The organism is Candidatus Tisiphia endosymbiont of Dascillus cervinus (assembly GCF_964026405.1).
In the GTDB taxonomy this organism is placed as follows: domain Bacteria; phylum Pseudomonadota; class Alphaproteobacteria; order Rickettsiales; family Rickettsiaceae; genus Tisiphia.
Window position 1 is genome coordinate 816,172 of record NZ_OZ032146.1, and the last position, 25,369, is coordinate 841,540.

Annotated in this window: 19 protein-coding genes and 1 pseudogene; 10 read left to right on the forward strand and 10 right to left on the reverse strand. The window is 32.6% G+C overall.

What is annotated here, in order from left to right; translation table 11 throughout:
- Positions 1 to 21 precede the first annotated feature (21 nt).
- The 5 genes and pseudogenes from fabG to AAGD19_RS04080 form a co-directional block, all read right to left on the reverse strand.
- Positions 22 to 747: a 3-oxoacyl-ACP reductase FabG gene (gene fabG, locus AAGD19_RS04060; protein WP_341747245.1), complete on the reverse strand. Its 726-nt coding sequence runs from the start codon at positions 745 to 747 to the stop codon at positions 22 to 24.
- Positions 748 to 749: 2 nt separating this feature from the next.
- Positions 750 to 1,792: pseudogene (gene recA / locus AAGD19_RS04065) on the reverse strand (recombinase RecA).
- A gap of 168 nt (positions 1,793 to 1,960) precedes the next feature.
- Entirely contained in the window at positions 1,961 to 2,764 is an 804-nt protein-coding gene (locus AAGD19_RS04070) for a hypothetical protein (protein ID WP_341747246.1), read from the reverse strand.
- On the reverse strand, positions 2,755 to 4,005 hold the full coding sequence (locus AAGD19_RS04075) for a hypothetical protein (RefSeq protein WP_341747247.1): 1,251 nt from the start codon (positions 4,003 to 4,005) through the stop codon (positions 2,755 to 2,757). The genes AAGD19_RS04070 and AAGD19_RS04075 overlap by 10 nt, the downstream gene beginning before the upstream one ends.
- Positions 4,006 to 4,181: 176 nt before the next feature.
- Positions 4,182 to 5,165 carry a transposase gene (locus tag AAGD19_RS04080; protein WP_341747233.1) on the reverse strand — a complete coding sequence of 328 codons (984 nt, stop codon included), beginning with the start codon at positions 5,163 to 5,165 and terminating at the stop codon, positions 4,182 to 4,184.
- A 364-nt stretch (positions 5,166 to 5,529) separates the two neighbouring features.
- Here AAGD19_RS04080 and hpf point away from each other — a divergent pair, with 364 nt between their 5' ends.
- On the forward strand, positions 5,530 to 6,114 hold the full coding sequence (hpf, locus tag AAGD19_RS04085; protein WP_341747248.1) for a ribosome hibernation-promoting factor, HPF/YfiA family: 585 nt from the start codon (positions 5,530 to 5,532) through the stop codon (positions 6,112 to 6,114).
- Between the two features lie 109 nt (positions 6,115 to 6,223).
- Here hpf and AAGD19_RS04090 read toward each other — a convergent pair whose 3' ends face one another.
- Together AAGD19_RS04090 and AAGD19_RS04095 are read right to left on the reverse strand one after the other, a co-directional pair.
- Positions 6,224 to 7,993 (reverse strand): glycoside hydrolase TIM-barrel-like domain-containing protein, encoded by a 1,770-nt coding sequence (locus tag AAGD19_RS04090; protein WP_341747249.1) that lies wholly within the window; start codon positions 7,991 to 7,993, stop codon positions 6,224 to 6,226.
- Positions 7,994 to 8,672: 679 nt separating this feature from the next.
- Positions 8,673 to 9,152 carry a hypothetical protein gene (locus AAGD19_RS04095; RefSeq protein ID WP_341747250.1) on the reverse strand — a complete coding sequence of 160 codons (480 nt, stop codon included), beginning with the start codon at positions 9,150 to 9,152 and terminating at the stop codon, positions 8,673 to 8,675.
- A gap of 634 nt (positions 9,153 to 9,786) precedes the next feature.
- On the opposite strand from AAGD19_RS04095, the gene AAGD19_RS04100 reads away from it, so the two are divergent.
- The 7 genes from AAGD19_RS04100 to AAGD19_RS04135 all read left to right on the forward strand — a co-directional run bounded on the left by AAGD19_RS04100 (position 9,787) and on the right by AAGD19_RS04135 (position 19,087).
- Complete coding sequence (locus AAGD19_RS04100; protein WP_341747251.1) at positions 9,787 to 10,488, forward strand: hypothetical protein; 702 nt, start codon at positions 9,787 to 9,789, stop codon at positions 10,486 to 10,488.
- 132 nt (positions 10,489 to 10,620) lie between these two features.
- Positions 10,621 to 12,072, forward strand: a complete 1,452-nt coding sequence (gene murC, locus AAGD19_RS04105; protein ID WP_341747252.1) for a UDP-N-acetylmuramate--L-alanine ligase — start codon at positions 10,621 to 10,623, stop codon at positions 12,070 to 12,072.
- Between the two features lie 112 nt (positions 12,073 to 12,184).
- Positions 12,185 to 13,063: a UDP-N-acetylmuramate dehydrogenase gene (gene murB, locus AAGD19_RS04110; protein WP_341747253.1), complete on the forward strand. Its 879-nt coding sequence runs from the start codon at positions 12,185 to 12,187 to the stop codon at positions 13,061 to 13,063.
- Entirely contained in the window at positions 13,056 to 14,021 is a 966-nt protein-coding gene (locus AAGD19_RS04115) for a D-alanine--D-alanine ligase (RefSeq protein WP_341747254.1), read from the forward strand. Before murB ends, AAGD19_RS04115 begins: the two co-directional genes overlap by 8 nt.
- Complete coding sequence (locus AAGD19_RS04120) at positions 14,018 to 14,812, forward strand: cell division protein FtsQ/DivIB (protein WP_341747255.1); 795 nt, start codon at positions 14,018 to 14,020, stop codon at positions 14,810 to 14,812. Before AAGD19_RS04115 ends, AAGD19_RS04120 begins: the two co-directional genes overlap by 4 nt.
- Positions 14,813 to 14,817: 5 nt before the next feature.
- On the forward strand, positions 14,818 to 16,056 hold the full coding sequence (gene ftsA / locus AAGD19_RS04125; protein ID WP_341747256.1) for a cell division protein FtsA: 1,239 nt from the start codon (positions 14,818 to 14,820) through the stop codon (positions 16,054 to 16,056).
- A 1,045-nt stretch (positions 16,057 to 17,101) separates the two neighbouring features.
- Complete coding sequence (locus AAGD19_RS04135) at positions 17,102 to 19,087, forward strand: hypothetical protein (protein WP_341747257.1); 1,986 nt, start codon at positions 17,102 to 17,104, stop codon at positions 19,085 to 19,087.
- A 319-nt stretch (positions 19,088 to 19,406) separates the two neighbouring features.
- On the opposite strand, the gene cyoE is transcribed toward AAGD19_RS04135, so the two are convergent.
- Positions 19,407 to 20,282 carry a heme o synthase gene (gene cyoE, locus AAGD19_RS04145; RefSeq protein WP_341748455.1) on the reverse strand — a complete coding sequence of 292 codons (876 nt, stop codon included), beginning with the start codon at positions 20,280 to 20,282 and terminating at the stop codon, positions 19,407 to 19,409.
- A 59-nt stretch (positions 20,283 to 20,341) separates the two neighbouring features.
- Positions 20,342 to 22,552 carry a DNA topoisomerase IV subunit A gene (gene parC / locus AAGD19_RS04150; protein WP_341748456.1) on the reverse strand — a complete coding sequence of 737 codons (2,211 nt, stop codon included), beginning with the start codon at positions 22,550 to 22,552 and terminating at the stop codon, positions 20,342 to 20,344.
- A 616-nt stretch (positions 22,553 to 23,168) separates the two neighbouring features.
- Between parC and AAGD19_RS04155 the strand changes: the two genes are divergently transcribed.
- Both AAGD19_RS04155 and AAGD19_RS04160 read left to right on the forward strand, forming a co-directional pair.
- A complete protein-coding gene (locus tag AAGD19_RS04155) occupies positions 23,169 to 23,591 on the forward strand; it encodes a hypothetical protein (RefSeq protein WP_341747258.1) in 423 nt (140 codons plus the stop codon).
- Between the two features lie 59 nt (positions 23,592 to 23,650).
- Positions 23,651 to 24,268, forward strand: coding sequence for an SGNH/GDSL hydrolase family protein (locus AAGD19_RS04160; RefSeq protein ID WP_341748457.1), 618 nt, complete (start codon positions 23,651 to 23,653; stop codon positions 24,266 to 24,268).
- Here the strand turns inward: AAGD19_RS04160 and AAGD19_RS04165 are convergent.
- Complete coding sequence (locus AAGD19_RS04165; RefSeq protein ID WP_341747213.1) at positions 24,206 to 25,084, reverse strand: IS982 family transposase; 879 nt, start codon at positions 25,082 to 25,084, stop codon at positions 24,206 to 24,208. The genes AAGD19_RS04160 and AAGD19_RS04165 overlap by 63 nt on opposite strands.
- Between the last annotated feature and the right edge of the window lie 285 nt (positions 25,085 to 25,369).

Genomic DNA, 25,369 nt, shown 5'->3' on the forward strand with positions numbered 1-25,369 from the left:
TTAATAATTTCACTTCTTCAATTATATCATCAACATTCCACCATTAACATGGATAGTTTGACCGGTGATGTAGGAAGCCTTGTCGCTTGCTAGGAAAGCTACTACGTTTGCAACATCTTCGGCTTCTCCGAAAGTTCTAAGAGGAATTTTTTGCATTATAGCCTCTTTTTGAGCTTCGTTTAATTTATCAGTCATGTTTGATTTAATAAAACCAGGAGAAACTGCATTAATTGTGATACCCCTACTTGCTACCTCAATTGCTAGAGACTTTGTCATACCGATCAAACCAGCTTTGGAAGCACAATAATTTGCCTGTCCTGGATTGCCGGAAACTGCAACCACAGATGATATGTTAATTATTCTACCATAACGAGTTTTCATCATTTTCTTTATCGCTTCACGATTTAGAATAAAGCTAGCTTTTAAGTTTATATCTATAACTTGATCAAACATTTCATTGGACATTTTTATTGCCAGCATATCTTTAGTGATTCCGGCATTACAAACTAAAATGTCGATTTGCTCAAGACTAGACACCAAGTTAGTACATTCATCAATATTTGCTAGATTACATGGTACTATCGTATAATTATCTTTTAAGTTATTTGCAAGTTCTTGTAGTTTCTCTTGGTTACTACCACTAATTATCACATGACTACCAAGAGAGTGGAATAGCTTAGCAATGCTACCACCAATTGTCCCAGATGCTCCAGTAATTAGAGATTTTTTAGCAGTTAAATCTATCATTTCTATTCTTCCTCTTCTATAGTTATCGTTTCGCTATCAAAAGTAACACTAGTATTATGAGAAGATTTTTGACGAATTAGTTGTTCTATTTCAGAGCAGATAGCAGGGTGTTCTCTTAGGTAATGTTTAACATTTTCTCTACCTTGACCTATACGAGTGTCATTATATGAAAACCAAGCCCTCGATTTTTCTATTATTTCAAATTTAACACCAAGATCAATTATCTCGCTTTCTCTAGAAATACCACTACCATACATTATATCAAATTCTGCCGTTTTAAACGGTGGAGAAACTTTGTTTTTAACAACTTTAATCTTAGTTTGGCTTCCTACTATATCTTCTTTATCCTTGATTGTTGAAATTCTTCTAATATCTAGCCTTACTGAGGCATAAAATTTTAAAGCATTACCACCTGTGGTAGTTTCTGGACTACCAAACATGACACCTATTTTCATTCTAATTTGGTTAATAAAAATAATTATACAATTAGTTCTTGAAATTGATGCAGTGAGTTTTCTAAGTGCTTGGCTCATTAATCTAGCTTGTAACCCCATATGAGAGTCACCCATTTCCCCTTCAATCTCTGCTTTAGGCACAAGAGCAGCGACACTATCTATAACGACCATATCAATAGCTCCAGAGCGTACTAGAGTATCAGTTATTTCAAGTGCCTGCTCTCCCCAGTATCTGGTTGAGAAATAATAAGCTCGTCAATATTTATGCCAAGTTTTTTGGCATATGCTGGGTCTAAAGCATGTTCTGCATCAATAAAAGCACAAGTACCACCTTTCTTCTGTGCTTCAGCAATCATATGTAGAGTTAAAGTGGTCTTTCCCGAACTTTCCGACCCAAAAATTTCAATAATTCTTCCCTTGGGTAACCCACCTATACCGAGTGCCAAGTCAAGCCCTAGCGATCCTGTTGGTATTGCCTCAACATCTACAGCAGGACGTTGACCGAGTTTCATGACAGAACCTTTGCCGTAACTTTTTTCAATTTGGCTAACTGCAGCAAGCAATGCTCTTTCTTTGTCTATAACGTTCATTTCTAGAATCAGCTTAATAAAATCAAATTAAATTTATAAAGTAACATACGAGGAAAATCCAGTAAAATAATTACAAATATTAATATCATAGTGATTTAAAAATTACAACTAAAAATTAAAAATCTATTCTTTAACCTAAAGATGATCTGTCAACAGCAACCTTAATGTTTAATTGTTCTTGCTCCACAAATCCATATTATATTGTTTGCAATATTCAAACATATCAACTGTATTAGGGTGGTGTATGCCAAACTCATTAATTTGTGGCTTGCCAAAAAATTTATAATTATATAAATCTTTGCTTTTACAAGCTGCTTTTGCTGCATGATTATATAAATCACTTACTTGAGCAATATTTTTACTTCTATCTCTATATAAATAATGGTATATAACAAATGCTTTTTTATAAGATTCTATAGCCTGCTTTAGCTTATTTTGGGTAAATAGAATATCACCTTGTACTATATAACTAGATGCCAAGCCGAAATTATTAGAATAATTTGTTTGCTTCGAATTGCTATTTTCACTTGCTAAAAATATGGAAATAGCTTTATTAATGTATTCAGAAGCTTTATCTATTTTACCTAAACCTAATTCACTTCTTGCCATTTCTCTATAAATATCTGCAAATATTTCATTATCTTCATTCTTTATGGGCTTATGTATATAATATAACTGTTGAGCTTGAGCATAAGCTTCTTGATATCTACCAAGGGAATTCAATATCTTTGCTCTAGGTATGTAAACCCCAGTAAAGTATGGGTCATTAATATGCGATCCATTTTTTATAAACAGCTCAATAATTTTATCTACATATTCTAAAGCCTCATGATATTTTCCTTGCATATTAAATAATGTACTTTTTAAAGAATATATTATAGATACATCAGCTTCTTGTATTATTCTTTGTTTTACTAATTTTTCTATCTTTTTAAGAAATTCTTCAGCAAGTTTTATCTCTCCTAAAAACATATAAGATCCAGATATAGAGATATACAATTAAATTTGAGAGAATAAATAGATTCATCATCATCAAGTTTACCTAAAATCTTTAATGATTTAGTAAAATAAGAAATCGCTGTTTCAAAATTTCTTAATATTATTTTATTATACACTCCTATTGCTCCCAAATATCTAGCGTAATAAAATTTTTGATATTCAGACATTTGCCACAATTTAAATTTTTTGTTTTTATCTTTCCAATTAAACCAATTAACCATTTGTTGAGCTTTATTATTATAAACGTTTATATATAGAGACAATAATTCACTTCTTAAGGTAAGCATTGCATATATGTTAACATTATATTTCTCAGAATTTATAAGAATAATTTCTAGGTTTTCTAGTACAGTTTGAGCACTCCTCCACAAATATCCTGAGTGAGTTCCTTTCGCCTTAGGTATCTTAGCAATAACATTTTCTAAATATATTTTATTATTATCACCATTTAGTTCCATTATTTTATTACTAACTATATCATGCATTTCAAAAATAGGGTTATCTTCGCTAGAACTAATATTACTGATTAGCATAAATTTAGATAATTGATATATATCATAATCTAAAGTATCTTTATGATCAGTAATGGTGCTAAGAAGCTGCTTCGAAAAGCTTTGGTTATTTAGCAAAGCTATTTTATTAAGTAACTTTACTGCACTAGGATTTAATTGTTGAATAGCCATGCTAATATTTGTTGCTATTTTATCAGTCGATTGATAAATTTTCTTTTTATATTCCTCTTTATCCAAACCTTTAACTCTGTTAAGTAATTGAGCTCCTTGCACTATCAACATTGGATAACCACTAAAAGATTGCGTTAAAAATTCGATACTATTATTATCCTTATTGTTCAATAAGTTATTAGCTAAAGCTATAATAGTAGGCTTATCAAATATGGGCATTGCTATAATATTAGGTAACTTTTCATTATCTTGCGAACAAAACACCACATTACCATTATGTTCCCATTCAACTAAATCTTGTACTTTTTTATTTTCATTAACTTTTAAATTATCAAACAATAATAACCATTTATTAGTAGCAGTTAAATATGACATTACTTCTTTTTTTGCTAAAGCAACTTCTTCAGATATATTAGTTTGTTTAACCTTATTAAGTTGTTTGGCTAATTTAACAAATTGTTCATCAAAATCAAGGTTACAATCAAAAAACCAAATTAGATTATAATTATTTTTTTTCTCATAACTATACATCCTAATCAGTTGAGTTTTACCTATACCACTAGTACCAACTATACTTGCTTGTCTATATTTACTTAAATATTCATCAAGGATTTTAAGTTGTTGCTCATGATTGACAAAATAACTAACTGGGGTGATTAAATTAGATACTTGTTCTTGAGAAAAAGTTCTAGTATTAATGACAAAACTTACGCTATGTAAGGTTCTAAATAGCGTAAAGAGGGTGAACGTAACTGCTGTTGCATATAATGATCTAAAAGCCCTAACTTTATTTGATAAACCGTCTTACCTATTTTGTGTGCAGTTCTTTTTAGAAAAGCCCACACTAAAAATGCACAACTAATGTGATTACGCTGGATGCGTTGTTTTCTGCATTGGCATCGTTCTATACCGGTAAGTTGCTTGATTTCTCTATGCATGCTCTCAATTACCCAACGAAAGCCACACTCATCTTGTACGGCTTTAGAAGATTTTTGAGTTTTGTTATTGGTAACAATATAATCAACTCTGTTGGTAGAAACAGTAAGTTTAAACAAATTAACATGCTTATCTTTTGCAAAGCCCTTTATATGAATCTCCACTCCGCTCTTAATTTCCTCATCTGAAAACGTTAACTTGCTAACAGCTTTATAAGGCTTAGAAGAGGAAGTTTTAGTAACGTTTCTATTTGCTTTAATAGGAGCATAATAATATTTACCCAAGGAATCAACATGTTGCATAATTTTATGCGTAGCATACCATGTGTCAAAAAGCACAGTTTGAAAAGGAATCTTTTTGCTATACACAGCATTATTTAACATATTTAATAGGTGTTCTACTTTTGTCGCTCCATCATGTTCGGGCGAAAAAATTCGGTAATCTATTACCCAAAACTTATTAATATCCGGATTATAATATACCAAACTTACTACTCCTATACCAGTAGTAATACCACCTGTAGCCCCACTGTACTGTGATCTAGCAATTTCTATTTTCTTGGTATTTCTTTTATTTAACACCGTATCATCAAATATTGTATATCCGTTAGGCGATAAAATAACATCATCCTTAATATGTTCCCATAACAAAGAAGGTGTATATTTTTCATTTTTTAAAAATCTATTAATAACATCATGGCTACATTTTTTGGCATGTTCAGCATAGTAGGTCAAACTATAATTCTTTTGACTCACTATTAGAAATTGACAGTAATCTGTCCTATTAACTGGTATTGCTTGCAATTTTATCCTCTTGGCATTTGTAAATTATACTCAACATAATGTACCATTTTTTTTCTCATAGCGTAAGTTTTGGCGTTATAAGCTTATATTTTATCTAAAGCAATTATCAAGTCATTATAAAAATTTTAAAATAATGGCTTGAAATTCACATGATTATACATTAGTTGTATAGATAGGTAGTTATGCGAATTAGGGATAAGAATTTGTTAATTCTTATCCCTAATTCGGTGAAATTATCGAAACAATCAGATTTGAGACGGCTCTGCATCTGATTATTACATATAATATTTGACTTAACTAAATTAAAGGGGATTTTATGCAAATATCAGTATCAGGTCAACATATTTCTATTGGGAATTCTTTGCAAGATTATGTAAGAAACCGTACTATGCAGGTGTCAGAAAAGTATTTTTGTGATGTAATAATTAGTGCAAACGTGCATTTCTCTAAACAAGGATTCCAACTAGTTTGTGATATTGTAGTGAATGATGGTACAGGCAGACATATGATATTGAAAGGTAACGCTGCTTCAGATGACATATATTCAGCGTTTGATATTGCTCTTGCTAGGCTTGAAAAGCAGCTTAGAAAGTATAAATCTAAGCTCAAGGATCGTCATGATAGAGTTAAAATATCCGAAGTAACATCTAAAGCAGTTAAATATACTATAACACCCAATCAATATGAACATGAAGACGAAGATAATGTGGCAGCATATGATAATCCTGTAATTATAGCAGAAAAATCTGTAGAAATATTAACTCTATCAGTAAGTGGAGCAGTGATGAAAATGGATCTTGAGAACCTTCCTGCTTTAATGTTTCAAAATAGTCATACTAATCGCATGAATGTAGTTTATTATCGTCGGGATGGGAATATATCTTGGATAGATTCCAAATAAATTCTTGCTGCTTATATATACTGCTATTCACTTGAATATATAACTCTCAACTTCATCAATAATTCCGTGAATTTCAGTTGTTAGGCGAAATAATCTCATGGAGATAATTCTAATCTGATATTGATAATTCCGATAATATAATATGATAAAATCCCCCGGGTTGATATTTGATAAAATTTGCTGGCATGATAAATCTTAAAATTTTAGTTTCAGTAGCGGCATTTTTTAGGATTAACTGCCCTAATCTTTCAGCTTCAAGATAAGATAGTATAATAGGTAGTTTTAAGTTAGGAATAGGTCTATGTGAAAAATTCTCACTATTTATTTGGCAAAAGCTATTATTATAATCATCATACCGATCGATAAAGTTTAGTGCTAGTTTACTAATAATGCTAGTTTTAGAAATTTCTATTTGTTCTAAGTAGCTATTGTTTGATAGTTTAACCAATATTTTGGGACTAATATGACTAGGGGTAGAATATCCACGTTTAGTGAACTTAATTTGTTCCTGATAAGCTATGATATCAAAGAAATATATAATACGCAAAAGGTTAATAACATCAATACAAGACAAAGCTTTATTTAATACCAACCCTTCTACAGCTTCATCGAGAGTTGATATATCGATGTGCTTTAATGGAATACCGCATTTATAAGACAATTCGAGAATTATTGCCGCTAAACTACAAACCCCAAACTTATTATTAACCCAATGCCCTTTTGCCCATAAGTTACCATCTTGCCAAATATTACTATGTGGCCAAGCTGGGTAAGGCCTAGCATCCCAAGTCCATAAAAACATTTGTTCGATATATTCTTGTGTTTGCCAATATTCAATAAAACTTCGAATAGCTTTACGCTGAATAGAAAAATCAACTTCACCAGTAGAATATCTCGGTACTCCACCATCACTACATAAAGGATCAAAGAATATATTAGGTTGATTAGTTGCTTTATCAATGGAAGGAAAGCCAAATTCCGTAAACCAAATTTTTTTCATTCTTGGTTGCCATTCTGTTGTAACACCATCAGGGTTACGATGATAATTCTCCCACCAATGTCTTAAATTCTTCCAAGCATAATCGGCAGCTAACTGATGTCTGCCACCATTTTCATCTATAAAGTAATCATATCCTTCGCCTGATTGCCAGCCTTTCATGATTTCTTCTGGTAAAATTCCTGAATTTATGCTTCTCGTTACAGGAAAGTAAGCATCAATACCTACGAAATCTATATATTCTGAGGCAAATAATTTGTCCAAATTATACCATCCATCTTGTGTGTGATGATACTCTGACCAATCTGCTGCATAAGTAACAAGTACATTATTACCCACGATTTCTTTGACTAATTTTGCTAATTTTATCAATTGGCTAACAGCGGGAAAATTATTATATTGATCCTTGACACTAGTTAAACCTATTAGTTCAGAACCGATTACGAAAGCATCAACATGATCTTTAACCAATTTAGCATAATGTAGGATAAAATTATTATAACCCTCATCTTTATTAAAAAAATCTACTATTGAATTTACGCAGCCTGTTAAATGACCACGCCATGGCTTTTGCCAAACATCCAAAAAAAACATTGGATAAAACATAACTTTAAAGTTTCTACGTTTTAATTCCTGTAAGTAACGGATTAAGCTAGCATCATTGACGCTGCCGCCATATTTAGGAAAATCATCTGCATCTCGTGATACTAGCCTTGCCGTATCACGTAAATATTTCCCAACTTGCCATTGTTCTGAATATTGTGTATTTGGATCATTAAATTCCACAGCAGGTTTAATAGTACAACTTGCAATATCCAAACTATCGCCAAACCAACATACAACTGGTGCAACCCATTTGATGTTAGGGCATATAATTTTCATTTGATTTAGACTATACAGACTATTAGCAATATTACGGTAATTATTTGAATTTATTGGTTTTTTACTAATGATACCGCCTAAAGAGTTTTGTATTGTATTATAGTGTCGTAAACAAACTCTCCGGATCCTGGGATTATGTCAACAGCCTCAACTAAATCTTCTACACTCCGAAACTGTATCTGAGAGGTAATTTTGTTGTCAAAATCAAGCTCAAAATCCTCACATACGCTAAAGTATGCTCCGGTTTTTTGCTTGGTTTTTCCTAAAAATTCCTCTCTCATATACAGTTTCGCAATAGAGCTATTATCGTCTTCAACGTTACTGGGAATATTAGCCTTCCTAGTTACTTCAAAGGAAAAATTAGGCACCGAATTATTAAAATCAGCTAAGGGTAGGTCTTCAAATACAGCATAACTTAATCCACGAAATGCTGGTGCTTGACCTTGAGCTTCAGTTGCAGCAATTAAAGGATCGGGTAATTGCTCTTCTGACCCTAAATAACCCGAGTTGCCAATTAATTTATAAGAGCAGAGCTAGGTTTTATGAACATTTGAAGTTAATTTGTAACATTAAAACACTTAATAAAAACTATATTTTTTAGAAATATGTTTGTATTAAAAATGTTTTAGTATCGAGCCTCACATGAAACCAGCGTTAAATATAGCTTTTGCCAGTATAATTAATTGGCAACTCGGGTTAAATAAAGTCTGAATTTATATTGTTCAAGATTGAGTAACTGATCATTAACCCATACTCTACCAATTTCAGCTATTTCGCCTTCACATAAGCTAACTGCAAAGGATAAATAATATTCACATTCCGTTAAATTATGGATAGAAGCAGTTTCGGTAGTAACTGATAAACCTCGTTGTGCAACGCTGGTAACTTGTACTTCCTTAATTTGATTTGCCCAAATTATTTTACCATTGACCCTTGCCGTACCAAAAACTAAGGTTATTGGATGCCCATATACGGCTTTTGATAAGGAAAAACTTTCTCTAATATTTTTAAAATGGTAATACTCCTCAGGTTCATAATTTAAATGTTCTAAGTAATCACCGAGTGTCCTACCGGCAAATCGTCCAATAGTGGATAATATACCGCCACCAAAAACACCACCAATGCTACTTCCTATGCTACCTAGAATCTGACCAAACATATTAATGCCTTATATTTATAGTTAATATAAGGCATTATATCATGTAATATAGCTGCACTAAGTGTAGGTGGATATTTTTTTAGCAATAGTCATATTTGTTTTCATAATGGGTTTCTATAATTTTATATTCCCTAATTGTGGTCGTTATTATGGTTGTTCGTGTTTCCCTGTAAATCGACAAGGGAAGTGTAAAACGTTGAGTTAGCAACAGGGTAGGGCAAGGAGAAGGGTGGGGGAGAAAGTGTATCAAGATTAACAGCAGGATTAACAACAAGAGTATCATCCTCTACTTTTGCTGATTTACTAAAGTAGCTATTAGATGGAAGACTATCAGTCATAAATTTATTCTCATTAGTATTAATTAAAGATATAATCTAATAAATGTTAATTAATATAAGATAAATATTACAAAATTATTAAATTATAGTAATTAACTTTTACTAAAAGAACATATATACGCATACTTGACCTTTTTGTAAAGCACCGGGTAATTGAATCATCATGTAGAGTTGTCAACTTTTTTTATTCTTATCGTGGGAATTCTTATATTAATTGTAAAAATTTATCTAAGGTACTTAGTGTTTAGTTATATTATGTTATTATAATAAAATATATATATAAAGGAGGTATAACTATGAATAAATATATAATGTTTTGTGGTATGAGTTTTGCTGGAAAAAAAGAATATAGACAAATGTCTGTAGAGTATCTTATACAAGAAAGAAAGGTTGCACCAGAACTTATCTCGATTGTAGATGATCCCAAAAGTACTGAGTTTGGAGAGAAAATTGTTCAATTTGATAGAGTAGAAGATAAAATTAACAATACAGTAAGTGGAGCATTATATATAAGTGCAAGCTGTAATATCTATGATAACCTAATTAGTACTGCTTTAAAAAATAATCAGTACATATTTTGTAAAGGAGGGTTTCCAGAAGTAGTGGGATACCAAGGTGCTGTTTGTCAAGATCAAGGATTTAGTTGGGAGATGGTAAAAAAACATTATACAGATCAGGTGCAAACTACTCATAAGACCGTACAATTTCCTGATATAATATTTATTTGTGTTAATTCTTTTAGTAGATCACAAATAATGGCTAAATGTAGTAATAGTAAAAGTTGGGAGTCAAAAATGACTGTAGATGAGTACAATCATTATTCTAATAAAATGAGAGCGACTTATGAAATTATTGTAGCAGATCGCGAATTTACAGCAAAAACAAAAGTATTGCTTATTGATCCTATGGATTGCCCACTTGCTAAAACTTGGGAATCACAAATAAAACCTGAAATAGATCAGTTAATGGGTTTGGTCACAGAGACCTGTGATTTTTAGTGAGTATACTCAATGAATTTCAAGATTTTGGAATATATACTCAAATCAATCGAAATTTTTTCTTAAAAGCTTGACCTTTGGTTAAAAACTGATTATGCAAGAGATAAACAACTATAACTATTATTATATAAAATGTTTTTATTAGAACTAAAAAAAATAAACGGAACTCTTGATACGATGCATTTTATAGGTATCGGAGGAATCGGTATGAGTGGCATTGCTGAAATACTACATAATCTCGGATATAAAGTGCAAGGGTCTGATATAGCAGAAAATTATAATACCAAAAGACTAGAAAATAATGGTATTAAGGTTTTCTTAGGTCATCAAGGACAAAATGTCACTAATGTTTCATATGTAGTGGTATCATCAGCTATAAATAAAGATAATCCTGAAATTCAGGAAGCCTTACATAGAAAGATACCAATAATTAGGCGGGCTGAGATGCTGGCTGAATTAATGAGGCTAAAATGCTCTGTAGCAATCTCTGGTTCGCATGGAAAGACTACTACAACATCATTAGTTGCTTGTTTATTTGAAGCTGCCGGGCTTTGTCCGACTTTAATTAATGGTGGTATTGTTAATAGTAAATCTACTAATGCCTATCTTGGGTCTGGGAATTATCTGATAGCCGAAGCCGATGAGTCTGACGCAACTTTCATTCACATACCAGCAACCGTTGCGGTAATAACTAATATCGATCCTGAACATCTAGATTTTTACCATAATTTTGATAGTTTAATTCAAGCTTTTAGGAGCTTTATAACTAATTTACCATTTTATGGCTTTGCAGTTGTTTGTATTGATCATAAAGTTGTTAGAAATTTAGTAAGTAGCATCTTTGAGCGTAAAATTATAACTTATGGCATAGACTCAAATGATGCTCATATACAAGCCTTTAATTTGAATTTTGATATTACATCATCAACTTTTGATGTGCTAATTAACTTACCTAACGTACATGGTGTAACAATTATAGAGCGAATCACCTTACCAACCCCAGGAAGACATAATATCCTTAATGCTCTTGCTGCTATAGCGATAGCTGTGGAACTTGATTTTGGTATTAAAATCATTAAAAATGGATTTAATAGTTTTAAAGGGATCAAACGCCGATTCACTAAGGTAGCCGAATATAACAGTGCTACCATAATTGATGATTATGCTCACCATCCGGAGGAAGTAAAGGCTACACTTGCTACAGCAAGAAATATTGCTAACAAGCAAAATAGTAAGATTATAGCAATCTTCCAACCACATAGGTACACAAGGATTAAATATTTGTTTGATGATTTTTTGACTTGTTTTGTTGATGCTGACCAGGTGTATATCACGGATATATATGCTGGCGGTGAACAGCCAATAGATGGTATAACAGGAAAAAGTATAGTGGATGAAATCAACAATACTAAATCTCATCCAATGGCAGCTTTTATCGAGGATCACAAAGATATAGCTAAAATTATTATTAGTGAAGCTATGCCAAATGATATAATAGTAATGATGGGTGCTGGGAGCATTTCTGCTTGGGCCAATGATTTGCATCAGCAATTTACGCGAGAACGTCATTGCGAGAAGGCGTAAGCCAGCGAAGCAATCCATTTTTGGTCATTTTTTGGATTGCTTTGTCGCTACTAAAGTAGCTCCTCGCAATGACGTTATTTTAACAAATTTATTAAGTAGATATTTTATAATTATGGAATTACTTGGTGAATATAGGAATAATTACAATCTAAGTCATCTAACTTGGTTTAAAGTTGGTGGACCTGCGGAGATATTTTTTAAACCATTAGACTCAATGACTTTAGCAGATTTTGTAGCACAAAACCAACAACAGAGACCAATAACTGTTTTAGGGGCTGGATCAAATATTATTATTAGAGATGGTGGTATAGAGGGAGTTGTAATAAAACTTGGTCAAAATTTTACTAATATAGAATTAATGCCGAATAATCAAATATCGGTAGGGAGTAGTTGCCTTAATTTTAACCTTGCTAAATTTTGTCAGATGCATGCAATTACTGGCTTTGAGTTTCTAAGTGGTATACCAGGTACTATAGGTGGTGGAGTGGTTATGAACGCTGGGGCGTATGGTTCAGAGTTTAAAGATATCATCATAGCAATTGAAGCAATAGACTCTAGAGGGAATTTTATCCTAATCCCTAACGAGGAAATAGGTTTTAAGTATCGTGGTAATAATTTACCACAAGATTTGATTATAACTAGGGCTATCTTTAAGGCAACTATTGGGGAGCGAGAGATGATCCTAGCAAAAATGGATGAAATAAATAAAAATAGGCTAGCAACCCAGCCGATTAAAGAACGGACGAGCGGTAGTACATTTGCTAATCCAGAGAATCATAAAGCATGGCAACTAATTGACAAAGCTGGTATGAGGGGATACAGAATTGGTGGGGCTTCTATGTCACAACTACATTGTAATTTTATGATAAACCATGGTAATAGCTCTGCTCGTGATTTGGAAGATTTGGGTGATCTTGTTAAAAAAAAGGTATTTGAAGATAGTGGAATTAGTCTAAAATGGGAGATTAAACGAATAGGGAAATATGCATAAATATCAAGCAAGCTTTATTGCCAATTCTAAGGTTACAATATTAAGCGATAAAGGAAAAAAACATGTGGCAGTAGTAGGTGGCGGTATGTCGGCTGAGCGAGAAGTTTCTTTAGTATCGTCTTCGGGAGTTAACCAAGCTTTGGTAGATAGTGGCTATAAAGTAACTTTTATTGATATGGGAATAGACATTGCATCAGTACTTTTGCAGGTAAAACCTGATATAGTTTATAATTGTTTGCATGGCACTTATGGTGAAGATGGCTGTCTGCCTGGATTACTCAATATCCTAAGGATTCCTTATACTCATAGTGGTGTTCTTGCTTCTTCTTTAGCATTTAGTAAAATACATGCAAAAGCATGGTTTGTTGCTAATGATATTAAGATAGCCAAGAGTATTGTCATTAATAAATCTGACAATATTAGCAACGACCCTATGCCAAGACCGTATGTTATAAAACCTATTGCTCAAGGATCAAGTATAGGCGTTGAGGTGATATTTGTTGAGGATGATTTTATTTTTGCTGATTATGATTTTCCTTATGGTGATCAGGTAATGATTGAAGAATATATTAAGGGGCGAGAAATGCAGGTAGCCGTTCTAAACGGCAAAGCCTTAGGGGTATTGGAAATAAAACTCCTAAAACGGCGTTTTTATGATTATGATACTAAATACACAGAAGGGTTAGCACAGCATTTATGCCCAGCTCCATTACCACAAAATATGTATAATAAGTTACTAGCAGAGTCTGAAAGAATATATAAAATCATGCATTGCCGGGGTGCAATTAGAGCAGAGTTTATTTTGGATGAAAGCACAAATGAATTTTTTGCTCTAGAAATTAACACTCATCCTGGTATGACCCCTTTATCGATTATACCAGAAATAGCTGCTTCACAGGGAATAGATTTCTGCTCGCTAATTGAAAAAATTTTGGAAACAGCAAGCATTGACCCATGAAAAAGAATAAGATGTTTAATAAGAAAAAAAAAGCTAATATACCGCTGCGACGAAAGATTGGAGTGGTGTATGTTAGGGTGGTATTTTTTATTAAAATTGCCCTAGTGGTTTTGCTGTCTGCATTTTTCTTTACTAGCTATTTTGCTCCTATAAGACAAGAAATTATCCAAAATACTTACGAATTTACTTCTGATATTGGATTTAAACTTGAAAATGTTTTAATAGAAGGACAGTATAATACTCAGGAAGAAGATATATTGGCTACTTTAAATGCCGATAAGGGTACAGCTATTTTTTCTCTAGATTTGGATTTAATAAAAAGTAATTTGAGACGCAATCCTTGGATTAAAAATGTCTCAATTATTGAGAGAAGATTACCTAATACTCTCTACATAAGGCTAATTGAAAGAATACCCATTGCTATTTGGCAGATTAACTGGCAAGTTTTTCTTATTGATCAAGAAGGATATAAAATTACCAATAATATAGGTAGTTTCTCTAATCTTTTGCATGTTGTGGGATCAGATGCTAATATTTATACTAGCAAATTAATTCATGATTTAGCTAAACACCCTGAATTAGCTAAAAAAATTATCTCTTCTGTACGTTATGGAGGAAGACGTTGGGATTTAAATCTAGAACAAGGTATTACTGTTAAAATGCCGGACTTAAGGTTTGAACATGCTTTAGATTATCTTGCAGGATTGGATATGAAAAATATATTATTTAATCAGAACTATAAAATTGTAGATTTACGAGATTCGAGTAAAGTTTACATGGAAAAATATTAAAAGTTATGAAAGCCAAATTGTCTAACTTTGTTACTCTTGACCTTGGTAGTAGTAAAATAGCTTGCATTGCGGCATATATTGACAAAAGAGAGGAAGCAAAAATAATAAGCCAAAATCTGTATTACTCAAAAGGCATTAAATCAGGAGTCATATTAGATTTAAAAGAGGCAGAAAATAGCATAGTCGGGGCGATTTATGCATTAGAAAAAGATTGCGGTAAAAACATAAAAAAAATAACTATATCACTAACAGGCTATGGCACTAAGTCTTATTACATAAATAATAAAATAAAACTTTCTAATCAGCCAATTTCACAGCAAGATATCAAAAAACTTATCAAAAAAGCCCTATTGGAGTTCAAGCTTAAAGACCAAGAAATTATTCATTATTTTCCTATAGAATTTATTCTTGACGATAATAATGCTATTGAAGATCCAGTTGGGATGTTTGGCAAAGAATTAGGGTGTGAATTACATATTATTACAGCAAATTCTAATATGCTGATGAATATTACCAATTGTTTTGCAAAATGTCATGTTGAAGTAAATAATATTATATTAGCAATTTACGCTTCGGGAATTGCTTGTCTTTCAGAAGATGAAAAAGCTCTTGGTTCTATTATAATTGATATGGGTGCTAGAACCACCTCATTTGGTGTATTCGTCTCAGGTAAATTACTATATACAAGCTACATAGATATAGGTAGCTTTCATATTACATCTGACATAGCAAAAGTCTTTTCAGTAAGCCTTGATGTTGCAGAAAAACTTAAAATTCTTCATGGTAATGCTATGCCATCTTTTTTTGATAAAGATAGTGTTATTATTTTAGAAGATTCTGAAATGGAGATTCCTGATAGCGGCAGACCAACAATTACTTCAAAATATCTTGCATCTGTCATTAATCCAAGAGTAGAAGAAATATTATTGATGGTTCAAGCAGAATATGACAAAGTTGTTGCAGGCAATATGATCGCTTATCGCATTGTTATTACCGGCGGTGGGGCAATGCTCCGAGGAGTAAAAGAACTGGCAAGCAAAATTTTTGAAAAACAAGTACGAATTGGTAAACCAGAGGTCTTACTAGGTTTTGCTGAAGATTATAATCCCCATATATACTCCACTTCTATAGGTATGGTAAAAAATCAATCTTTAAAAATACAAAAAAATAATTTTGATATTAATGATAATAACGATACTAGTTGGTTTAAAAAATTTCTAATTTGGTTGAAGGAGAATATTTGAAAAGAAAATGCCTAATACTCGATAATCAAGTTTTTTAGAATTATTAAAAAATACGTCATTGCTAGGAGTCGCTGAAAGCGGCGACGTGGCAATATTTTGAAGTAGCAACCCTTACTTCACAAGATCGCCACGACACCTAACGCACAACTGTTGAAAGTTTACAAATACCTATACCACAGCCTCCTCGCTAATAGACGTTTTATAGACGTATATGTCTATTAGCGAGCGAACGTACGTGAGCGTGGCAATCCATTTTGCTAAAATAAAAACATTAACTTTTTTCATCATTCAATATGTGATTTTAATAATTAAAATCACATATTGAATGGAGTGTTATATTAAAACCGCTTCCTCTTCTAACTTTCAACAGTTGATGACATCGGAGCTATTAAACCGATGTCTTACATCAATAGTTGAGGTTAACTATACTAGACCTCTTTCGAAACTCTACTTCTGCTGGTGATTTGTACGTCGATGCGGTACTCGAATCCGTAACGGAATTAGAGTACGTTGCGGTTCGAGGTGAAGCGTCTCCTTCAAATCCCTCAGCACAAGCGAGTTTCGAAAGAGGTCTACTGAAAAACTTGAAGTATTTGCAAAAATATCATAAGTTACAAAAAAGTTACTATTTATTAGGGTTATTAATATAATTTTCGTGATGTTATTTGATATTACTTGATTACCGGCTATAAACCTGTCTTAATATACTGAAGACGTCTTGTATCGCTAAATTATGAAAGAGGAAGTTTTGGAAAAAAATTAAGTAAGGAGTATAAGTGGAACAAGATATGTATAATTCCTTACTTAATTTTGACAATAAGATTACCTTACAAGAATGAAGTTATGCAAGAGCCTATTTCTACGTACTAAAAATGTAATACTGGAGTACCAGTAGTACAAACGCTGTCATTCCTGCCGTAGCTCGGATGACAGCTCTGTGTGTAGTATTACACAACTAAAGTAGTTTAGCAGCAGGTTTAGATAATATAAAATCTAACTGCTACTAATTAAATAATGAAAACAATAACTATACCAGGAGGATATTATGTCTAAAATAGCTCAGATATTTCAGAAGAGATCTAGTCCAAATAAGAGTGCTAGTCTAGATAGGAGTACTAGTACTGATCCTGTTTTAGCACTCAAATTTAAATATTTCCAAGACACGCTTGGAGCTTTAAATCAACAATATGGTGATATACAAAAGATCGGTACGGCTCTCGATCAATCCAGTTATACTGCGGCTCAGGCTCAATATAAAATTTTATATAACGATATCAAAAAAGACTGTATCCTTAAACCTGAGGAAACAAAGCAATTATTATTTAAGATATACGAGTATCAAGCTATTAGTGCTTTCCGAGCAGGTGAGTTTAAAGAACATAATGAACATTTATTGCATGCGTATAACAAGTATAGTCCTGATAGAGATAAATCTATAATAGGACTAGAAAGATGGGTGGAGATATATAAAACACTTGGTGCAAATGCAAAAGACGTACCCAGTATTTCTCCACAATACGATAGTTTATTAAAAGAGGTCAAAGAAGAAGTTCAGTTACTAATTAAGACTGGAAAATATGACCAAGCTCGTGCAAAAATGGAGTATTTGAATAAAAATAGCCATAATTTCCAAATATTTGATCTATACTTTAGTACAATAAAAGATCCAAATGAAGCTTTGAAGTATTTTGAAGACAAATCAAAGAATAATCTTACACAACGTCAAGATATTCATAATATCCTTAAAAAATGGCAAAATCACCTTAGTAACCAAGTTAATGATAAAGAAGTTGCTGCCAAAGCTGCTGCCTATGTTTTAAAGTACAACTCAAATCCAACAGTTGCTACGGCACCTGTAAAGAAAGCTATAAAGAAAGCTGTAAAAGAAGTTGAAAGAGATAAAGAGAAATATGACAAATCTACCCTTAAGTTAAAGACGGTTATAACTGTTGATGAACAGGAGAAACAGTTAGAAGAACTTAAAGCTAAACACGAAGCTGAATTAGAGAAACTTAAAACTGAACACAAAGCTGAATTAGAGGCACTTAAACCTAAAGCTTCACCTACAAAAGATACTAAAGGGGATGAAGCCGGTGACTCTTCTACTACTTCATCTCTACCACCAGCGTATACCAGTATCGATATAAGTAATTATAAATATTTGCAACTTGCTCAAGAGACTCCCTCAGCTCCTACAGCTCCTATAGCTAAGCCTCTTGACGAGACGGTTTTAACTGAGTTAACTAAGTTAGCTAACTTGATTACGTCACTTAATCATTATGAGGAACAGTATAAGATTGATAAAGATAAGGTTAAAAGCATTTTGAGTGACGTTGTTAAAAATAATCCTAATGTATATAAAACTATTAGTGATCCTAAAATTTTGCTGCTTTTTGCTGACTTTCTTTTGTCTTCAAATAAGATAGAGGAAGGAAGAATAGTTTGTCAACAAGCTCTTGAACGTGATCCAAATATATGGGAATCTACTGTGGAAGAGATAGTTTTGCTAAATTTAGCTGGAGTTCTTTTACCTTCAGATCAACCAAAGGCTGAACAAATTTATAGTAAAGTTATGAATTTTCGTTTTATTTGTAAAAATGAACAAAATACGTATGTAGTTGATACTAATAGGAAGATGAAAATATCTAAGATTGTTGCTCAAGATGGATATAAAGAGCCAGAGAGGGATTGCTTAGCTAAGGTCTGTTTAGGTGGTAAAGTATATCAGCAAGCACAAGCTATAGATTGTTACCCACATACAGATGCTACTGCTACTAAAAGACAAAAGATTGTTGAGCAATTGTACCAATCGGTTAAGCAAATATCGAAGTCAAACCCTACTGGGTTTGAGGGCAAAGTCTATGGGCTCTATTCAATGCTTTATCCTTTGCTAAACAAATCTCCAGAATTCTGTCAGGATATGCAAGCAGAATACAAAACTCATTACTTGAATCCTACACTCTATATTTATCCCCCTAATGAAGGATATACTGCCGATATCCTCGGTTTGTGTGCTGCTAACGAGTCTTAAGGCTACTCATAATAATATAGTGAATAAAGTCCCATAATTTATTCCTCCTACTTCAAAGCCATTAACAGCTTTTGAGGTAGGAGGGATAGTTGCTCAGGGTAATTTTAAAATTGGGCTGTTTAAACAGCCCGGCTTTTAAATTAGACCTCTTTCGAAACTCTACTTCTGCTGGTGATTTGGACAATGATGCATGATGCGGTACTCGAATCCGTAACGGAATTAGAGTACGCTGCGGTTTGAGGTGAAGCGTCTCCTTCAAATCCCTCAGCATAAGCGAGTTTCGAAAGAGGTCTATTGTTCTGTTGCTATCCACAAGCGGCTAGTTTCGAGAGAAGTCTAATGTTAAAAAAATACTAAAAAGATAAAATATCGAGTAGGCAAATAGTTTTTTAGCTTGTTTATGATCTTTATCACTAAACAGAGAGGCAGCATAGTATAAAAAAATTAGACCCAGTATCAATGCAGTTACTAAATATACAAGATTACTTATTCCTAAAAAAAAGGGCGTAAATGAAGTAATAACCATCATGATACTATAGGCAAGAATTTGCTTTTTGGTATAATATTCTCCCTTTACTACCGGCATCATTGGGACACCACAATCTTTGTAGTCTTCTGAGCGAAAAATTGCTAATGCCCACGAGTGTGGCGGTGTCCAGGTTAGAATAATCATAAATAAAGAAAAGGAGAAAAGTGAAATCTCATTAGTTACTGTTGCCCAGCCAATCATAGGAGGCAATGCACCTGCAACCCCTCCAATAACTATATTTTGCATTGTTGAACGTTTTAGCCACATGGTATAAATGAAGACATAATACAATATGGTTATTAGTAATAATAAAGCAGATAGTAGATTAACACAAAGTCCCATCAAAAAAACTGAGAAGAACCCTACAACCACACCAAAAGCTAAAGCGTCCTGTGGTTCTATAACCCCAATAACTAGAGGTCTATTTTGTGTACGTTTCATTATCGCATCAATATCCCTATCATACCACATGTTAATAGCTGCACTACTACCAGCTCCAAGTGTAATACAGAGCATAGCGATGCAAGCTATAAATGGATGGATGGGGTATGGAGCAAGCCATAGACCGGAAAAGCTGGTAAATACAACAAGTGCCATAACTCTTGGCTTCATGAGTAGGATATAGTCCATAACTGAGCTATTAGAGATTTTTTTAGTAGTATTCATCTCTAGTTTTGTAAGAGGTCTATTAATATAATTAGAGGAATTATTCATATATTTTCATCTTAAGAAAATTTATTATTTCTAGGGAATCCACTAGGAGGGATTTTACCAACCGAACCTCGTCGTCCAAGAAATGGTAAAAGATCTTTCTCTACCCTAATCTTTTCTCCTACTTTCCAGCTTAGTCCTAAACTACTATCAAATATCTTGACATCCATAAGTTTAGCATTTTTGAACTTTTGTAGAATTACCCCTTGTCCTCGTTTCATTATTGGTATTTCGTCTAGTTTAAATACTAGTAATTTCCGGTTCTCACCTATACAAGCTATACAATCACCTTCTACAGGCACACAAGCAATACAGGAATGATTTGCAGGAATTTGCATAATTTGCTTACCGAGTTTAGTTTGTGCTACTACCTCATCTGAATCAATAATAAATCCTTTACCAATACTGCTTGCCAGTAAAAGTTTTTGGGTGGGCTTATAGACCAACATACTTACGATTTCTTCATTACCTATATCTATCATCAATTTTATAGATTCTCCATTGCCTTTGCCTTTAAATATATTATCGGCTAGGATAGTGAAAAAACGCCCCGCTGCACTTAATATAAGAATTTTGTCAGTAGTATAGCCTTCTAGAATAAAATTTTCTGCGTCTCCTTCCTTATATTTAACAGTTGATAAATCGTTATTATGACCTTTTAAAGAGCGAATCCACCCCATCTTGGAACATATTATGGTAAGAGGTTCTTTGGTTATAAAAGCTGAAATATCAACAATCTGAGCGACAATATTAGCTTCTTCAAAACTAGTTCGGCGTAACCCCAATTTAGTGCTAAAACCAAACTTTGTTTGCACCATTTTAACTTCTTTCTTAACTATCTTTTTTAATTCACTCGGATCTTGTAGAATTTTCTGTAAATTCGCATGTTCTTTTTCGAGTAGATTATGCTCGTTAATAATTTCTTGTTCTTCCAATTTTCTTAAAGATCGCAATCTTGTATTAAGAATTGCTTCAACTTGCACATCAGTTAAAGCAAACTTAGCTATCATTACTTGTTTAGGTTCATCTTCTTCACGAATAATTTTAATTATTTCATCCAAATTTAAGTAAGCTATTCTTAGACCTTTGAGAACTTCCAACCTATGTTCAATTTTGCCAATAAGAAATTTAGATCTGCGAGTAATAATATTTTGTCGGTGTAATAAAAACTCCTGCAATATTTCCAGTATATTAGCTACTTTAGGAATATTATTTGAACCTATAACATTCATATTAAGTTGAATTCTATTTTCTAGAACTGTTAATTTGAACAATGACTCCATAATTACATTAGGATCACAATTACGATCCCTAGGTTCAATAATTAATCTTATATCTTCTGTAGATTCATCTCTAATATTGCTTATTAAAGGAATTTTTTTGTCTTTTAACAGTACAGCTATTTGTTCGATAAGTTTAGATTTTTGTACTTGATAAGGTATTTCAGTAATTACTATCTGATATAAACCATAACTTAGGTCTTCCTTTGCCCATCTTGCTCTTACTCTAAAGCTCCCACGCCCTACGCTATAGGCTAGGCGGATTGAATCTATTCTATCAATAATTATTCCACCGGTTGGAAAGTCAGGGCCTTTGACAAATTGCAAAATATCGTTAACATTTGATTGAGGATGGTCAATTAAATATATTAGTGCATCACATAATTCATGTAAATTATGTGGTGGTATACTGGTTGCCATTCCAACTGCTATACCTTCTGAACCATTAGCCAGTAAATTAGGAAACATAGCGGGCATAACTACCGGTTCGGTATCGGAATCATCATATGTAGCACGAAAATCGACAGTATCTTGATCTATATCTGACATTAATAAGGTACAAATTTCTGTCATTCTTGATTCTGTATAACGCATAGCTGCTGCGTTATCTCCATCAATAGAACCAAAATTTCCTTGTCCATCAATTAGTGGATATCTGAGAGAAAAATTTTGTGCAAGACGTACTAATGTATCATACAGTGCAACGTCACTATGTGGGTGATATTTACCCATTACATCACCGACAACTCTTGCACATTTCTTATGGGCAGAGGTCGGTTCTAACTTTAGTTGGAGCATGCCATACAATAATCTGCGATGCACTGGTTTTAATCCATCACGAACGTCTGGCAAGGATCTTGACATAATTGTTGATAAGGCATAAGAGAGGTAACGCTCTGATAATGCATTACCAAAGTCTATATTTTCTATTTTAGCATCATCTATCATACAAAACTGTTTCTTATATTTATTCTGTGTTTAGTATAATATCCTAAATATATGCTAGCACTAATAGCAAAATGGTATTAAATAATAAAAATTATACTTTTTCTTTCATCAATATTTGAGGTTACTATAGGAATTATACCTTACTCTTGTACAAGGCACAATACTTTAAACCTCAGTTTTGGATTAAAATTAATCCGAAATTGAGGTTTTAAACAATAATAAAATTCACTTGTTTTTCAATATACAATCAGTTAGAGTCATAATTTATCATCATTGAAGATGTTATAACCTCAGCATACGTAATGGAAGTTCATAAAAAATAGTAACTTAACATAAATTTTCATTCCAATTTCAGATTAATAAAATTAATCTGAAATTGAGGTTTATAAGTATCTTCGCTTTTTAAAATTATCTGATTCAGCATAGTCTGAGAGGATTCATATTTGGGTATATTGCTATGAAGTTATTGAGTCAATTTTTCTTGATGTCACTATTATCGTTGTTACTAATTGGCTGCGGCAGTAACAGATGCAAAAATGTTCCACTCAGCTTGTTGTCTAAACAAAAGATATCCACATCTCAAACCGATATAAAATACAGGCAATTGTATATTATGGGTGACAGTTTATCTGACACCGGAGCTTTCATTGGAACTCTTAACAATGCATTGAGCATTATGCAACAAGACTTCCAAGCATTGAAGTGGATTAAGAAAATCTATTTTTCTCCACCATTCTATAAAGGAGTATCCTTTAGTGATGGTCCAGTAGCTGTTGAATATGTAGCTGCGGGGTTAGGTCTACCGATAACAGCTGGTTGGAGTTTTAACATAACACCAGAATTTAAACAATGGATTGTACAGCAAAAATCTAAAGAATTATCAATACCAGTTGAACAGATTTTGCAAAAAGAACGTTTAAGAAGTACGACGACTTATACTCTACATGATCAAATTGGTACCAATTATGCTGTTTCAAATGGGCATCTGTTGGTAATGACTTACCATATATCCTATTATTTAATCAGTTTCAGTTAAAGAATCAATTTAATACCCTTATTAGACATCATCCAGATATTGGAGAAGACGACTTATTTATAATCATGATTGGTAGAAATGATGTTATGGCAGCCGTTTTTTCTAAAGATGCTGTTGGAATAATTAATGAGAGTATTACTGAAATATCTAATGTCCTTGAGCTTCTAGCAAAAAGAAATGTCAAACATATAGTCGTGGGTAATGTGCCAGATATAGGATTGATCCCGGCTTTTATCAATACCAATAAACAATTAGTGGCTACACAATTAACGCAGGATTTTAATCAAAAGTTAAATGATAAAATAGAGAACTTTAGAAAAATGTATCCAGAAATTGATATAAGACTATTTGATATAAATAATACGTTAAAGAATGTGATCATTGATTACAAGAAAAAAGGGAAGAATATCTCCAAGGCTTGCGTTTCGGATATAGCTGATCATCAAAATCTTATGACATTACTAGAGTTAATATTAACAGGAGAGTTGAGAGCTACATATAATCCCCCATGTAGTAAGTATGAGATTTGCAACTATCTGTTCTTTGATTATTTTCACCCATCTGCATTGGTTCATAAGACAGCAGGTGATACCTTATATAACCCCAGTTGCCAATTAATTTTGTATATCAAAAAGTTCTATAGGAAGCAAAGTTTTGATAGAAGGTTTGTTTTCTAGCAACTGATAATTGATTAGGCAGGATAGCATATGACTAAATGCATTTGTAACTGATCTATGTCTAGAATGCTCTAACTTATCAAGAAATTTAAGTTTGCCTATTACGGTTTCTATCAGAGTTCTTTTGAGCAACATAACCTTATCTATAATAGGGATTAATATATTTTTCATATTCTTTTTAACCCGAGTAATAAGTTGGATGCCTTTGTCATACAAATCATCAAATAATTCTTTAGATATATAACCGCGATCGCCAAAAACTTTGCCATATATACCAAATATCATTCCTTTAAGTCCTTTCCTATCATCCTTATTACCACTGCTGAAAGATACCTTTATCAGATTACCTTCGGAATCTATGATTAAATGTAACTTTAGTCCATAAAACCACCCCTTAGTGGTTTTTCCTCTTGCCGCTATTCCTTTAAAAACCTTATGTGAACTTATACGATAATTCTTACATACGGCTATACCTGTAGCATCTACAAAAGACAGACCTGTGCATTCAGCAAGCAAATGATTCAGTAATATTGCTAAATAAGGCATACTTCTACCTATCAATTTAGTAAAATGTTCATAACTAACAAGTTTAAAATCTTCTGTATAATTATGTAAGATTACTTGTTTGTAATAATGCTTAAAACAATCACAATATGAATCATAGTAACCAATTAATATGGTTAATACTTCGCTTATTGATAAATAATTACTTACACCAGGTTTAAATTTACTACTATTAATTGTAGGCAAATTATTTTCCAAATTCTTTATAAAATCGTCGACAAAACAGTAAATTGCGGTAAAATCTTTTTTCATAGGTTATTTTGTTATTGGTTGAAAAAGATAAAATAACCTATGTCCCTTTTAAAATCTACCTTTCATCTCTCCTATTTAATTGGCAACTGGGGTTATATAATCTTATAGTTAATCCAGAAAAGTTTAGATAGAGCTTCCGTAATGGCATTTCTTAACTTATCAAATTTTTTAATAATTTTTCTTGAATAGCAGGGGATTATATTGGGTAAATCGGGAAGAGTATACTCTTCTGCCTTAAAAAATTAGTTTTTGACAATATCAGGGATTCGCATAATCACATACCTC